The sequence below is a fragment of the Acrocarpospora corrugata genome, from assembly GCF_009687845.1.
GTDB lineage: Bacteria > Actinomycetota > Actinomycetes > Streptosporangiales > Streptosporangiaceae > Acrocarpospora > Acrocarpospora corrugata.
In genome coordinates this window covers 63,586-78,113 of the sequence record NZ_BLAD01000075.1, presented here as the reverse complement: position 1 = coordinate 78,113, position 14,528 = coordinate 63,586, and the positions used below count along the sequence as shown (strand labels likewise).

General features: G+C 68.6%; 13 protein-coding genes and 1 pseudogene. 10 read left to right on the top strand and 4 right to left on the bottom strand.

Annotated features, from left to right (window positions below; translation table 11 throughout):
- The 8 genes and pseudogenes from Acor_RS44820 to Acor_RS30025 all read left to right on the top strand — a co-directional run.
- Positions 1-114 (top strand): annotated as a pseudogene (locus Acor_RS44820) (succinate--CoA ligase subunit alpha); the annotation flags it as partial.
- Positions 111-917, top strand: coding sequence for a hydroxypyruvate isomerase family protein (locus Acor_RS30055; protein ID WP_155340135.1), 807 nt, complete (start codon positions 111-113; stop codon positions 915-917). The pseudogene Acor_RS44820 and the gene Acor_RS30055, both read left to right, overlap by 4 nt.
- Positions 914-1,783, top strand: coding sequence for a 2-hydroxy-3-oxopropionate reductase (locus Acor_RS30050; protein ID WP_155340134.1), 870 nt, complete (start codon positions 914-916; stop codon positions 1,781-1,783). Before Acor_RS30055 ends, Acor_RS30050 begins: the two co-directional genes overlap by 4 nt.
- A complete protein-coding gene (gcl, locus tag Acor_RS30045; RefSeq protein WP_155340133.1) occupies positions 1,780-3,504 on the top strand; it encodes a glyoxylate carboligase in 1,725 nt (574 codons plus the stop codon). Before Acor_RS30050 ends, gcl begins: the two co-directional genes overlap by 4 nt.
- 209 nt (positions 3,505-3,713) lie before the next feature.
- A complete protein-coding gene (locus Acor_RS30040; protein ID WP_155340132.1) occupies positions 3,714-5,264 on the top strand; it encodes an aldehyde dehydrogenase family protein in 1,551 nt (516 codons plus the stop codon).
- Between the two features lie 161 nt (positions 5,265-5,425).
- Positions 5,426-5,800 (top strand): MerR family transcriptional regulator, encoded by a 375-nt coding sequence (locus Acor_RS30035; protein ID WP_155340131.1) that lies wholly within the window; start codon positions 5,426-5,428, stop codon positions 5,798-5,800.
- Positions 5,797-6,111, top strand: a complete 315-nt coding sequence (gene trxA, locus Acor_RS30030) for a thioredoxin (RefSeq protein WP_155340130.1) — start codon at positions 5,797-5,799, stop codon at positions 6,109-6,111. Before Acor_RS30035 ends, trxA begins: the two co-directional genes overlap by 4 nt.
- A 25-nt stretch (positions 6,112-6,136) precedes the next feature.
- On the top strand, positions 6,137-6,811 hold the full coding sequence (locus tag Acor_RS30025) for an alpha/beta fold hydrolase (protein ID WP_155340129.1): 675 nt from the start codon (positions 6,137-6,139) through the stop codon (positions 6,809-6,811).
- On the opposite strand, the gene Acor_RS30020 is transcribed toward Acor_RS30025, so the two are convergent.
- Positions 6,745-8,556 (bottom strand): DUF2264 domain-containing protein, encoded by a 1,812-nt coding sequence (locus Acor_RS30020; RefSeq protein ID WP_155340128.1) that lies wholly within the window; start codon positions 8,554-8,556, stop codon positions 6,745-6,747. The genes Acor_RS30025 and Acor_RS30020 overlap by 67 nt on opposite strands.
- 326 nt (positions 8,557-8,882) lie before the next feature.
- On the opposite strand from Acor_RS30020, the gene Acor_RS30015 reads away from it, so the two are divergent.
- Both Acor_RS30015 and Acor_RS30010 read left to right on the top strand, forming a co-directional pair.
- Positions 8,883-10,301, top strand: coding sequence for an aldehyde dehydrogenase family protein (locus Acor_RS30015; RefSeq protein WP_155340127.1), 1,419 nt, complete (start codon positions 8,883-8,885; stop codon positions 10,299-10,301).
- Positions 10,298-11,314, top strand: coding sequence for a hydroxyacid dehydrogenase (locus Acor_RS30010; RefSeq protein WP_218034570.1), 1,017 nt, complete (start codon positions 10,298-10,300; stop codon positions 11,312-11,314). Before Acor_RS30015 ends, Acor_RS30010 begins: the two co-directional genes overlap by 4 nt.
- 35 nt (positions 11,315-11,349) lie before the next feature.
- Here Acor_RS30010 and Acor_RS30005 read toward each other — a convergent pair whose 3' ends face one another.
- The 3 genes from Acor_RS30005 to Acor_RS29995 are packed head-to-tail and all read right to left on the bottom strand — an operon-like array spanning position 11,350 to position 14,396.
- Positions 11,350-12,198: a carbohydrate ABC transporter permease gene (locus Acor_RS30005; RefSeq protein WP_155340126.1), complete on the bottom strand. Its 849-nt coding sequence runs from the start codon at positions 12,196-12,198 to the stop codon at positions 11,350-11,352.
- Positions 12,195-13,160: a carbohydrate ABC transporter permease gene (locus Acor_RS30000; protein WP_155340125.1), complete on the bottom strand. Its 966-nt coding sequence runs from the start codon at positions 13,158-13,160 to the stop codon at positions 12,195-12,197. Before Acor_RS30000 ends, Acor_RS30005 begins: the two co-directional genes overlap by 4 nt.
- Before the next feature lie 18 nt (positions 13,161-13,178).
- Positions 13,179-14,396, bottom strand: a complete 1,218-nt coding sequence (locus Acor_RS29995) for an ABC transporter substrate-binding protein (RefSeq protein WP_170317133.1) — start codon at positions 14,394-14,396, stop codon at positions 13,179-13,181.
- Positions 14,397-14,528 lie beyond the last annotated feature (132 nt).

Here is a 14,528-nt window from a genome sequence, read left to right as displayed (position 1 = left end):
GCGGCCGGCACCGCCCAGGCCAAGAAGGAAGCGCTGGAGAAGGTCGGCGTCCGCGTCGGCAAGACCCCCAGCGAAACCGCCCGCCTCATGCGATCCCTGCTGGAGAGCCCATGACCCTGGGGGAGAGCGGGTTCGAGTTCGATGTCAACCTGTCCATCCTGTTCACCGAACTGCCGTTGCTGGAACGGCCGGAGGCGGCGGCCAAGGCCGGGTTCGACGCGATCGAACTGTGGTGGCCGTTCGACGGGCCGGTTCCGGCGGATCGGGAGCTCGATCAGTTGCGCCGGGCGATCGGTGACGCGGGGGTGCGGCTGGTCGGGCTCAACTTCGACGCCGGGGACATGGCCGCAGGGGATCGCGGGCTGCTGTCCGATCCGGGCACGTCGGACCGGTTCCGGGCCAACGTGGAGGTGGCGGTCGGGCTGGCCGACTCGCTCGGCTGCCGGGTGCTGAACGCGCTCTACGGCAACCGTGCCCCCGATCTCCCGGCCGGGGAACAGCGGGAGACGGCACTGGGCAACCTGCTGCTCGCGGCCGAGGCCGCGGCCGGGATCGACGCGGTCGTGGTCGTGGAGGCGCTGAACGCGCACGAGAACCCGCGCTATCCGATCACTTCGTCGGCCGGGGCGTTCGCGGTGATCGACGAGGTGGGGGTGGCCAATGTGGCGTTCCTGGCCGATCTCTATCACCTGCACCGGATGGGGGAGGACGTGCTGGCGCTGATCGACGAGAGTGTCTCGCGCTTCGGGCACGTGCAGGTCGCCGACGATCCGGGGCGGGGCGAGCCGGGGTCGGGCGGCATGCCGTACCGGGAGATTTTCGAACGGCTGGCTTCGGTGGGTTACCGGGGTCAGGTCGGTCTTGAGTATCGGCCCACCGGCCCGAGTGCCGAGAGCTTCGCCTGGAGGAACGGATGAACATCGGATTCATCGGGCTCGGGATCATGGGGGCGCACATGGCTGCGAACCTGGTCAGAGCGGGTCACACCGTCGTTGGGTACGACGTGAGCGAGCAGCAGCTGGACCGCCTTGTCGCCCTGGGCGGCAAGGCGGCGGGCACCCTCGGTGAGGCGGTCGCGCAGGCGCACGTGGTGATCACCATGCTGCCCGACTCGCCACAGGTCGAAGAGGTCGTCTTCGGCGGCGCGGGGCTGCTGGAGTACGGCTCGGCGGGCCTGCTGCACATCGACATGAGCACCATCAGGCCGGAGACCTCCCGGCGGGTGGCCCAGGCCGCGGCCGTCAAGGGCATCAGGGCGATCGACGCCCCGGTGAGCGGCGGTGAGCGCGGCGCGATCGACGGCACGCTCTCGATCATGATCGGTGGCCGGGCCGAAGACGTCGAATCCGCCCGCGAGGTGCTCCGGGTGCTCGGCACGACCATCGTGCACGTGGGCCCGTCCGGCGCGGGCCAGACCGTGAAGGCCGCCAACCAGCTCGTCGTCGGCGGCATCTACGGCCTGGTCGCCGAGGCGATCGTGCTGCTGGAGGCATCGGGGGTGGATCCGGCGGCCGGCCTCGACGTGCTCGCGGGCGGGCTCGCCGGATCCCGCATCCTCGAACTCAAACGCCACTCCATGATCAAACGGGAGTTCACCCCCGGCTTCCGGATCGACCTGCACGACAAGGACATGGGCATCATCATCGCCGCCGCCCGGGAGGCGGGCGTGGCGCTGCCGCTCACCGGGGTCGTCGCCCAGCTCATCGCCGCCGCGAAAGCCCAGGGCCACGGCTCCCTCGACCACTCGGCGCTGCTCAAGGTCATCGAAAGGATCAACGCATGAAGCGGATTCCGTGCATGGAGGCCGTGGTCTCGGTCCTGGAGTCCGAGGGCGTCGACACCGTCTTCGGCATCCCGGGCGCGGCGATTCTCCCGCTCTACGCCGCCCTCCAGCACAGCTCGATCCGGCACATCACGGTCCGCCACGAGGAGGGCGGGACCCACGCCGCCGACGGCTGGTCCCGGGTGACCGGAAACGTCGGGGTCTGCATCGGGACGTCCGGGCCGGCCGGGACCAACATGATCACCGGGCTGTACACGGCGCTCGCCGACTCGATCCCGATGATCTGCATCACCGGGCAGGCCGAGCGTGGCAAGCTCCACCAGGAGTCCTTCCAGGCGGTCGACATCGTGGAGATCGCCAGGCCGGTGACGAAGTGGTCGGTCCAGCTCAAGGAGCCCGCCCAGGCGCCGTGGGTGTTCCGGGAGGCGTTCCGGATCGCCCGGTCGGGGCGGCCGGGTCCTGTGCTCATCGACCTGCCGATCGACGTGCAGCGGGGCACCTGTCTGTACGACCCGGAGCTGGACGCGCCGTTCCCGGTGGAAGTGCCGGAACCGACGCCTTCGGCCGTGCGGGCGGCGGTGGACATGCTCGCGCGGGCCGAGCGGCCGCTGATCCTGGCCGGTGGCGGGGTGATCATCGGTGACGCGACGGCCGAACTGCGCTCGCTCGCCGAGCATCTTCAGGTGCCGGTCCAGGTGACGCTGATGGGGAAGGGCGCTTTCCCCGAAAACCATCCGTTGTTCGCGGGCATGGCCGGAATCCAGACGCAGACGAGGTGGGGCAACGCGGCCTTCCTGGAGAGCGATCTGGTGCTCGCCGTGGGCGCCCGCTTCGGCGATCGGCACACCGGCGACCTGGAGGTGTACCGGAAGGGGCGCACGTTCATTCACGTGGACATCGAGCCGACCCAGATCGGGCGCGTCTTCGAGCCGGATCTCGGCGTGGTCGGGCACGCCCAGCCGACGCTCGCCGCGATGGCCGCGGAGGCCCGGCACCGGACCAAGCCGCAGCGCGCCGGACGGTGGCCCCGCCGGGTCGAGGAACTGCGCGACACGATGGCGCGGCGCGACGACTTCGACGACGTCCCGATCAAGCCGCCCCGGGTGTTCCGGGAGATCAACGAGTTCTATGGCTCCGACACGACGTTCGTGACCGCGATCGGGCTCTACCAGATCTGGTCCGGGCAGTTCCAGCGCACCTTCCTGCCCCGGCGCTACCTCGTCTGCGGCCAGGCCGGGCCGCTCGGCTGGGAGATCCCGGCCGCGATGGGCGTGAAATGCGCGTTCCCCGATCGTGAGGTCGTCGCGGTGGTGGGCGACTACTCCTTCCAGTTCCTGATGGAGGAGATCGCGGTGGCCGCGCAGTACCGGATCCCGTTCGTCATCGTGATGATCAACAACGAGTATCTCGGGCTGATCAGGCAGGCGGAGATCCCCTACGACATGAACTTCGCCGTCGATCTGCACTACGGCGAAGGCGGCATCGACCACGTCAAGCTCATGGAGGCGTTCGGCTGCCCCGCCCGCCGCATCGAGTCCCCCGGCGACCTCGCCGGCGCTCTCGCCTGGGCCAGCGCCGAATCCGCCCGCGAACAACTCCCCGTCCTGGTCGAGGTCATGGTCGAACGCGAGGCCAACGCCGCGATGGGCCGCTCCCTCGACACCATCAAGGAATTCGAACCCTTACCCCGCCTCGCCCACGCCGTCGACTGGTCCGACTGAGACATCTACGGCTCCGGAAGCCTCCGGAGCCGGGACCCGTTGCTTGGCGGCCTCCACTGGTCCGACCGAACACTTACCGCCTTCGGCGGCTATCCGAAGTCGGCGTAATCACCTGGCAGGCCTCGGCCGTCCGATCGGCCGGTTTCCTCTGATCGACCTTCCGTCAATGTTGACGGTCCGCCGGATTTCCGCAGGAAAGGAAAGACCTGATGCCGCTTGTTCTCAAGCCGGGAACGTCCTGGCAGGACGCGTACGGCCGGTGTTGCGCGGAGGCGCCGGAGGCGTTTCACGATGACCGGGTGCTGAACCACTGGGGTGGGATCTGGCAGCGGGACGGAAGGCCGGTGCCAGGGGTGACACCGGTGGACGGGACGACGATCGCGGGGCCGCCTCGGCTGGATCGGTCGGCGGCGGTGCGGGCGGTGCGGGCGGCGTTCGATGACCATCGGCAGTGGCGGCACGTGCCGCTCGGCGAGCGGGCGGCCCGGGTGACGGCGGCGCTGGACTCGATGACGGCGCATCGGGAACTGCTGGCGCTGCTGCTGGTGTGGGAGATCGGCAAGCCGTGGCGGCTGGCGCTCGCCGACGTGGATCGCTGCATCGAGGGCGTGCGGTGGTACGTCGAGGAGATCGACCGCATGCTCGTGGGGCGCGGGCCGCTCCCCGGGCCGGTCAGCAATATCGCCAGCTGGAACTATCCGATGAGCGTGTTGATGCACGCGATGCTCGTTCAGGCGCTCGCGGGTAACGCCGCCATCGCGAAGACCCCCACTGACGGGGGGTTGTCCTGCCTCACCCTGGCCTGCGCGCTGGCCGTACGGGAGGGTGTGCCGTTGACGCTGGTCAGCGGGGGAGGGGCGGAGCTCTCGCCGGCGCTGGTGCGGGGGCAGGAGCTGGGGTGCGTCTCCTTCGTGGGGGGCCGGGACGCGGGCGGGCAGGTCGCCACCTCGCTGGCCGATCTCGGGCGGCGGCATGTGCTGGAGCAGGAAGGTCTCAACTGCTGGGGGATCTGGGACTTCGGCGACTGGGAGACGCTGTCGCGGCAGATCCGCGCCACGTTCGACTACGCGAAGCAGCGGTGCACGGCGTATCCGCGGTTCGTGGTTCAGCGGACGTTGTTCCATGAGTTCGTGGCCGCGTACCTGCCCGCGGTGCAGGGGGTGCGGTTCGGGCATCCGCTCGCCGTGGAGTCGCCGGACGACCCGCTGCCCGAACTCGACTTCGGACCGCTGATCAACAACGCCAAGGCGAAGGATCTAACTGACCAGATCGACGACGCCATCGCCAAGGGCGGCGTGCCGCTGTTCCGTGGCTCGCTCGACGACGGCCGGTTCCTTCCCGGTCAGGACATATCCGCTTACCTGGCCCCGGTGGCGATCCTCGCGCCGCCGGGCTCCTCGCCCCTCTTCCACGCCGAACCCTTCGGACCGGTGGACACGATCGTGCTCGTCGACACCGAAGCCGAACTCCTGGCCGCCATGAACGCCAGCAACGGCGCCCTGGTCGCCACCATCTCCTGCGACGACACCCGCACCGCCCGCCGCCTCGCCACCGAAGTCCGCGCCTTCAAGGTCGGCCTCAACAAACCCCGCTCCCGCGGCGACCGCGAAGAGCTCTTCGGCGGCCTCGGCGGCTCCTGGCGCGGAGCGTTCGTCGGCGGCGAACTCCTCGTCCGCGCGGTCACCTCGGGCCCCGAGAACGAACGCCTCCCCGGCAACTTCCCCGACTACACCACCATCCCCGACCGCGCGATCGCCTAGGCCCGCCCCGCGTTCTGCGCGAGTCAGGGACATGACCTGCGCTACCGCGGGCTCGCCCGCGTTGGCGGGAAGTCTGGGGTTGACCTTGACGTTGGTGTGAGCGTTTAGGTTCGGAGGGCCGGTGGGTGTCGCCGCCGGTGGTGGGTGCTGGTGGAGGGTCGATGCGGATCGGGGAGTTGGCGCGGCGGGCGGGAGTGAGTGCTCGGGCCCTGCGGTATTACGAGGAGCACGGGCTGATTCGAGCCCAGCGGGCGGCGAACGGATACCGGGACTACGACGAGGCCGATGTCGGGCTGGTCGCTCAGATCCGTTCGCTGATGGCCGTGGGGTTCACGCTTGAGGACGCCCGGCCGTTCGTCGCCTGCCTGCGGGCCGGGCACGCGTCCGGGAACGCCTGCCCGGAGTCCGTCGCCGTCTACCAGCGCAAGCTCGCCGAGATCGACGCGGAGATCCAGGCGCTGGTCGCCCGGAGAACCGAGGTCGCCACTCAGCTGAAGCAGGCCTGCCCTGGATGCGCCATCAGGAGAACCAAATGATCACAGTAACCACGGAGAGCTTCGACGAGGACGTGCTGAAGAGCGACCGCCCCGTCCTGGTGGACTTCTGGACCGAATGGTGCCCACCGTGCCGGATGCTCGCCCCGATCCTGGACGAGATCGACGCCGAGTACGGCGACCGCCTCGTCATCGCCAAACTCAACGCCGACGACCACCCCGAGATCGCGCTGCGCTACAACGTCCTCGGCTACCCCACCCTCAACCTCTACCGGAACGGCGAGATCATCCACCAGATCAAGGGAGCCAAGCCCAAGAGAATGATTCTGGCCGACTTGTCACCTCATATCTGATTCGTGGAGCACTAATCTGCTCGCTATGAGCACTGTTGAGCTTGCCTACCAGGAGCAAGGTGTACCGGGAGGCGTCCCGCTTTTCCTGCTGCACGGCCTGACCGGCGAACCGGCCACCTGGGACACGTTCATCGCCGGGCTTGATCGGCACACGTTCGCCCTGGCCGCGCGAGGCCATGACCGTAGCCCTCGCGCGGCCGAATACAGCATCGACCTGATGGCCGCCGACGCCCTGGCCTTCATCGACGCGCGCGGATTCGACGTGATCGACATGGTCGGCCACTCAATGGGCGGCGCGATCGCGATCCGGATCGCCCAGGATCGCCCTCAGCTGATCAGGCGGCTGGTTGTCGAAGAGCCACCCGTGCCGCCGCGCCGCCCACCCGCCATCCCCATCGAGTCCTTCCCGGAACCCGACGAACCCGTGGATTTCGACTGGCGAGCGGTCGATCAGATCCGCCGCGGCGTCCGCGCCCCCGATCCCGCGTGGTGGGATCGCCTTCCGGCCATCACCGCCAGGACGCTGGTCCTGAGCGGCGGCGAAACCGGTCTGGTCCCGCCTGCGATCTACGCGGAAGTGGCCGAGAACATCCCGGACGCGAAGACCGCCGTCATTGACATCGGGCACTGCATTCACGGGGACGCCCCCGAGGATTTCGCCGCTGTCGTGGGCCCTTTCCTCGACTCGGACGCGAATTGAGGACAATCCGAAGGTAGCCCAGCTCTTCGGTCCCCGCGCAGGGTAGCGAGATCGGGCGGGGCCAGCCATTCCGCCGCGGTGGTGAGGGCCACGACGGCGCAGGTCAGCCAATGCTCGCCGGGCGCGAGTTCGCCTCGGAGTGTGGGGATCGTTGTTCGCGGGGCCATCACGTTGGTGCCGGGGAGCGCCGCGAGAAGTTCTCCGCGCCGGGTGGGCGCCGGCGCGAGGTCCTCGATCTGGCAGAGACCCGCGGGGGAGAGAAGGCGCGCGTGCGCTGTTCCGGTCGCGGTTCGGTGGGCGGGTACGTCGCGGTTCAGGGCGAACGCGCCTTCGGCGGTGTGCAGGGGACGGCCCGAGCGCACCCGGTGGATTCGCACATGCCACGGAGCGCAGGCGATCAGCCACGTCTCGATCTCCACGTCCGCCCAGGGTGACCAGCGCAGATGATGGAGCGCCTGGTCCGCTGAGGAATCCTCGGGGATCTCGCACGGCCGCCAGTGGTCGCCGTCCTCGCTCAGCGCGAGCGTGCTGTCGAACGCGCCCTGTTCGAGGCCCCACGTCCCGCCCGGCACGCTGAACCCGAACGCGGTGGAGTAGGCGAATTTCGCGTACTTCGCCGCGCCGTGGCGGGCCCAGTTGTTGTGCTGGAGGGAGGTCAGCATGATGACTTGGCGCCCTTCCTCGCAGCGCATCAGCGTGACGCCCGGCTCCGGCTGGGTGCTGGTCGATGGGAGGGCCGGCGCGGGGGTGTCCTCGGCTCGCCAGAACGCGTGATCACGAGGCAGCGCCAGCGGAAGGAAGGCTTTCAGCGCCCAGTACGGGGAACCCGGCGCGTTGTACTGCTCGGCGAGGTTTGGCTGCGGATACGCGTACCCAATCGTGAGAAGTCCGGACGCGTCTCGGATGGGGTGGTTGAGCCACCACCGTAGATGGCGGATCAGGTGGCCTTTGATCACGTCCCATGGGAGGGCCTCGACGTCGGCGAAGGCGAGGGCGCCCCAGAAGGCTCCCTGGGCGAAGCGGTAGGTCATGCTCCTGCCGTACGGGACGGCTGCGCCGTCGGTGGTGAACCAGTGCTGGAAGTCGTGGGCGAAGGCGGCGGCGCGTTCCTTCAGGCGGCGGGCACGGGCTTGGTCGTCGGTCAGAGCCGCGTAGATCAGGGCGTAGTAGTGCATGGCGAACGGGATGTAGTAGTCCCGTTGGGGCGTGTCGCCGTCGCTGTACCAGCCGGATCCGAGCGCGTACGACTCCAGTTGATCGAGGCGGGCGGACACCGGGACGGTCTCGATGCCGACCCGGTTCAGGCCGAGGCCGGTCAGTACGGGGAAGAACTGCCAGTTGTTGTCGACGGCTTTGACGGTCATCGCGTTCCGGAGCCAGGCGGAGACGTTGTCGCGTTGGCGTCCGGTGAGCGGATCCCAGAGGGCCTCGGGGGACAGGGCCAGGCCGAGTCCGATGGCCGCGGTCTCCACCAGGCGCTGGTCGATGTCGGTGACGGGACCCCAGTACTCGGGGTGCGCGGAGTCGGTGCCGTTGGCGAGTCCTTCCCGCCACAGGTCCCAGTGGTCGAAGCCGCCGCCGCCGGCGGCCAGCGGGGCCAGCCCCCAGAGCGGCCGGGCGAAGGATTCCAGTTCGGCCGCCGCGTCGGGATAGTGCGCGGCGTTGCCGCCGAGCCGCAGGCGCGCCCGCCCGGGGCTGAATCGGGGCAGCAGCGGTTCGACCAGCTCCCGCAGCAGCAGCCGCATCTCCGCTCGTCCGTGATCTACCAGAGGTGCCGCTACTGATGAGGCCGTTTGTTCCACTGCGGTCCCCCGGGTCCGGTGGGCGGTCATGGACGTACAGGTGATGAACGCGCGACGTCGGGCCGGTGGCAGACCCTTCACCGGGAAGGTTGGCCGTTGGAGTCACGACTGTCAAGACTTAGTTTTATATATCATCAGAAGTCGCGAGCATCGCTCCGCCGGGGGCTTGTACATCGTGATATATCCGGAACTTTCGGACCGTGCCAACCGGGATGGCGCAATGCTCAAGACCTTATTTTAGGCATACGAGTAAGTCTAGAATCGGCGTCATGACTGCCTCTCTCGCCTCCGGCAAGCTTTACATCGACGGTGCCTTCACCCCGGCTCAACCAGGCAGAACGGCCTCTGTGCACGAAAAGGCGACGGGTGCGGAGATCGGAGAGTACGCGCAAGCCGCCCCCGCCGACATCGACCGCGCCGTGGCCGCCGCCCGCGCCGCCCAGCCCGCCTGGGCCGCCCTAAGCGCCCCCGCCCGCGCGGCGCACCTCGAGCGCTTCGCCGCCCACCTGCGCAGCCGATACGACGAGCTGATCGACCTCAGCATGCGCGAAACCGGCGGCGTACGCGCCAAAGCCGAAGACGAGGTCTCCGCAGGCCTCCGCCAGCTCGCCATCTCCGCCGTCCAGGCGACCCAGACCGCCGGCGACATCCTCCAGCCGTACAAGGCGGGAAAACTCTCGCTCTCCCGCGCGGTCCCGCTCGGCGTGATCGGCGTCATCACCCCCTGGAACTACCCGCTCAACCTCGCCATGCGCGCCGTCGCCCCCGGCCTGGCCTTCGGCAACACGATCGTCCTCAAACCCGCCGAACTCACCCCCATCCTCGGCGGCCAGATCCTCGCCGAAGCCGCCCACCACGCGGGTCTCCCGCCCGGCGTCTTCAACCTCGTCACCGGCGAAGGCCCAGAAGCCGGCCACGCGCTCGCCGAGCACCGCGGCCTGGACCTGCTCGACTTCACCGGCTCCCGCGAGGTCGGCCTGGCCATCGCCGCCTCGGCCGCCACCGACCTGCGCCAGATCCGCCTCGAACTCGGCGGCTCCAACGCCTTCGTCATCCTCGACGACGCCGACCTCGACCTGGCCGCCTCCTGCGCGCTGATCGCCTCGCTCGAATTCCAGGGCCAGACCTGCATCAGCGCCAGCCGCCACATCGTCCTCCGCGACGTCGCCGACCGGTACGTCGAGACGGTCACCCGCAAGGTCGCGGCCCTTCGCGTCGGCGACCCCGTCCGCGACGACGTCGACCTCGGCCCCCTGATCAGCGAAACCCAGCGCGACCGCGTCCACCAGGCGATCGTCCAGCCGTCGATCGCCAAGGGCGCGAAGGCGACCACCGGCGCCAGCTACGAGGGCCTGTTCTACCGCCCGACCGTCCTCACCGGCGTCACCCCCGACATGCCCGCCTTCACCGAGGAGATCTTCGGCCCGGTCATCCCGATCACGGTCGTCGACTCCGAGGAGGAGGCCATCGCCCTCGTCAACGGCTACCCCATGCTGATGAACTCGGTCTTCAGCACCGACCTCATCCGCGGCCTGACCGTCGCGGAACGCCTCCAGGCGGGCGAGGTCCACGTCAACGACGCCCACGCCCGCCACGGCGCGGAGAACCAGATGCCGGGCTTCACCCGCCGCCAGTGGATCGGCGTCCAGCGCACCCCTCTGGACACCCCCGCATGGACGCGTGGATGACCCGGGTTCACCACGGCACCGCGAGGATCGAGCTCGCGATGTTCCCGGAGTTGCCGCCGCGGCTTTTTCCGCCAGTGGTCGCGGAACGTCTTCAAGGTGTCGCCGCCGTCGACCTGGCTTCGCCGCTGACCGAGTTCCGTTCCTCGCGGTCGCGTGCGCGGCTGCGGGAGGCGGACATCCTGCTGACCGGCTGGGGGAGTCCGCGCCTGGATTCTGCCGCTTTGGAGTATGCGCCCAAGCTGAGAGCCGTCGTGCACGCCGCCGGAACCGTCAAAGGTCACCTCAGCCCGGACGTCTTCGAGCGGGGGATTCAGGTGAGTTCCGCCGCCGACGCGAACGCGGTTCCTGTCGCCGAGTACACCCTGGCCATGATCCTGCTGGCCGGCAAAGGCGTTCCCGCGCTGGCCCGCGAATACCGTTCCGTCCGGGCTGACCTCAACCTCATCCGCCGGGACCTTCGGATCGGCAACTACCGCAAGACCGTCGGGCTGGTCGGGGCGTCCAAGATCGGCCGCCGGGTGCTCGCTCTGCTGAGACCTTTCGACTTCACGGTTCTGCTCTCCGACCCGTACGTCGAGGCCGCGGACGATCTGGGCGCGACCCTCGTCGGCCTGGACGAGCTCTTCGCGGCCAGTGACATCGTCTCCATCCACGCCCCCGCCACCGCGGAGACCCGCGGCCTGGTCAGCGCGAGCCTGCTCGCCTCGATGCGCGATGGCGCGACGCTCATCAACACCGCCAGAGGCTCCCTCGTCGACGAGCGCGCCCTCCTCGCCGAACTCCGCACCGGCCGCCTCTCGGCCGTACTGGACGTGACCGATCCCGAGATCCCGCCGCCCGGCTCGCCGCTGTGGGAGCTGCCGAACCTCGTCCTGACCCCCCACGTCGCCGGTGCGCTCGGCACCGAGCTGCACCGGCTCGGGGAATCGGCCGCCGACGAGGTGCTCCGCGCCCTGAGCGGGCAACCCCTGAAGCACCCCGTCGATCCGGCCGTCCTCGCGATCACGGCCTGAGGAGCCGGGGTGTCCCTCCACACCCCGGCTCCCGGTCAGGTCTTGAGGCCGGTGAACGCGATGCCCTGCATGATCCGCCGCTGGAACACCAGCAGCACGATGATCACTGGGATCACCGCCAGCGCCGCGCCCGCCATGATGTAGTACGCGCGCCCGGATTCGGTGCTCGCGAGCTGCTGGAGCGCGAGCGGCAGCGTGTACAGCTCGGGGTCGTTGAGCACGACCAGCGGCCACACCAGGTCGTTCCAGTGGAAGATGAAGCTCGTGATCGTCACCACCGCGAGCACGGGCTTGGACAGCGGCAGCACGATCCGCCAGAAGATCTGCATGCGGCTGGCGCCGTCGATCCGCGCCGCCTCCTCCAGGTCCACGGGCAGCGAGAGGAAGAACTGCCGCAGCAGGAAGATGTCCAGCACGGACGCGATGTTGGGCACGATCAGGCCCCAGCTGGAGTCGAACATGCCCAGCGACTGGGTGACGTGGATGCGCGGGATCAGCAGCGTGATCGTCGGCACCATCATCCCGGTCAGCAGCAGCACGAACAGTTTGTCCCGGCCGGGGAACGGGATCCGGGCGAACGCGTACGCGGCCAGGGCGTCGATCAGCAGTTTGGCCGGGACCAGGATCACGCACACGTAGATGCTGTTGAGGAACGCCTGGCCGAGCCCGCCGATGTCGAGCACGTACGCGTAGTTCTCAAACGTCGCGGCCCACTCGCCGGTCTGCTTGTCCAGCGGCAGCAGGTTCGGCACCTTGGTGTAGATGTCCGAGCTGTGCTTGAACGAGGTCGCGAGCATCCAGACGAACGGCACCACCGAGATCAGCGTCAGCAGCACCAGGGCAATATAGATGGGCGCTTTGCGCACCCGTTGTGCGGTGTTCAAGCCGCCTCCTGCTTCAGAAACTTGAACTGCAGCGCGGTGACGATCATGATCAGCAGGAACAGCAGGAACGACATCGCGCAGGCCGCGCCCATCGCGTCATACCGGAACGCGAACAGGTACAGGTGCAGCACGTACATCAGGCCGGACTGTTCCGGCCCGCCGGTGACGCTCCGGCCGCCGCCGGCCGAGAAGATCACGTACACCAGGCCGAACACCTGGAGTGCCGCGATCACCCCGGTCACCACCAGGTAGAACGTGGTCGGCCTGAGCATCGGCACGACCACCTTCCAGAAGCGCTGCACGGGGCCCGCGCCGTCGATCGTCGCCGCCTCGCGGATGGAGTCGGGGATGCCCTTCAAGCCGGCCAAATAGATGATCATCGAGATGCCGCACTGCCACGCGGCGATGAACGCCAGCGCGGGGATGACCAGCTCGGGGGTGTTGAGCCAGTTCTGTTTGGGGATGCCGAACAAGCCGAGTATCGCGTTGATCAGGCCGTACTGCGGGTCGTAGAGCCAGCGCCAGATGGCGCCGACGGCCGCCTCCGCGGTGACCACGGGGAGGAACAGCAGCAGCCGGAACAGGTTGGAGCCGCGCCGGATCGCGTTCACCAGCAGCGCCTGACCGAGCGCGGTGATCAGCGTGAGCGGCACGGCGATCAGCGTGTACTGCACGGTGACCTGGACGGACTTCCAGAAGTGCGGGAACTTCACGTCCTCGAACAGCAGGTCGCTGTAGTTCTGCAGGCCCACCCAGGAGGCGGGGGAGCGCAGGTTCCAGTCGGTGAAGCTGTAGTACAGCGCGGCCATCGCCGGATACAGCAGGAAGACCACGAAATAGATCAGCGCCGGCGTGATCAGCAAATACCCGACCAGACGGTCTGAGCGCCCGAATCCCGGGCGGCGGCGCCGCCCGGGGCGGGGCGTCACGGCGGGCCTGTCGGCCACCACCGGAGATGCCACGTTTGCCTCGCTTCCGCGTTAGCTGTTCCAGCCGAGCAGGGCGCGCGTCTTGGTCGCCGCGTCGGTGAGCGCCTGCTGGGAGGTGACCTTGCCGCTGAGCGCCGCCTCGATGGCCGGGGCGATGATCTCGTCGTTGATCTGGATCCACTCGGGCACGGCCGGGCGGGCGTGCGCGACCTTGAGCTGCTCAAGGAAGCCCTGCTGCTGCTCGCCGAAGCTGCCGGCGTCCCGCTCGGCCGCGGCCTTGTTGATCGGGAAGCCGCCGAGCGCCTGCGCGTAGATGGTGTTGTTCTCGGCGCTGGTCAGGTGCTTGAGCCACTTCCAGGCCAGGTCCGCGTTCTGGCCCTTGCTGAAGACCACCGCGTTCTCGCCGCCGATGTTCCCGGCCGGCGTCGTCTTGTACGGCAGCGGCGCGACGTTGAAGTCGAGCTCGGGGAACTGGTCCTTGATGGTGGCCACGTCCCACGGGCCGGAGATCATCATGCCGGCCAGGCCGTTGGCGAAGGCCATCTCGGAGTCGGTGATGTCGCGCGGCGAGGAGGGCAGCAGGTCCACCCAGAGCTGGAGCGCGTCCACGGCCGGCTGCTGGTCGAAGAGGATCTTCTTGTTGGCCTCGTCGACCATCTCGCCGCCGGCGCCGTGCACGACACCCGGCCACATCCAGGCGCCGTAGCCGTCGCCCTTGGGCACCACGATGCCGGCCACCTTCGGGTCGGCCTTGTGGATGGCGTCGCTCATCTGCTTCAGCTCGTCCCAGGTCTTGGGCGGCGTCGGCACCAGCTTCTTGTTGTAGAACAGCGCGACCGCGGTGTGGTCGACGGGCAGGCCGTACAGCTTGCCGTTGTAGCGGTTGGTGTTCAGGGCCCCCTCGAAGTAGTCAGCCTCGTTGACCGTGCCGGCCGGCAGCTCCTTGATGGTGCCGTCCATCGCGTAGCGGGCGACTAGGGGCTGGTCCAGGACGCCGACGTCGGGGACGGTGTTCGCGGCCACCGCGCTGCCCAGCTTGGTGTTGTAGTCGTCCTTGGGAATCTTGACGATCTTGACGGTGACGCCCGGGTTGGCCTTCTCGAAGTCGGTACGGATCTTCTCGACGACTTCGCCCGCCTGCGGGGTGCGGTCCTGGAACATCCAGTAGGTCAAGGTCGTGGACCCTGCGGCCTCCTCGGAGCCGCCGCAAGCGGTGAGCCCGGCGAGCAGCGCCGCGACCGCGACGGTGCCTGTGACTCTCCTGATCATTTCCATCTCCTTCATCGGGGGTTGCACAGACGATAATGTAAGATGCAAAAAAAGATCAGCCCTCCGCGGGAAACGCTTTGGTAACGCAACGCGGGATAGTCTGTTCAATTGCCTTCGTCCCGGTTGCGTCCA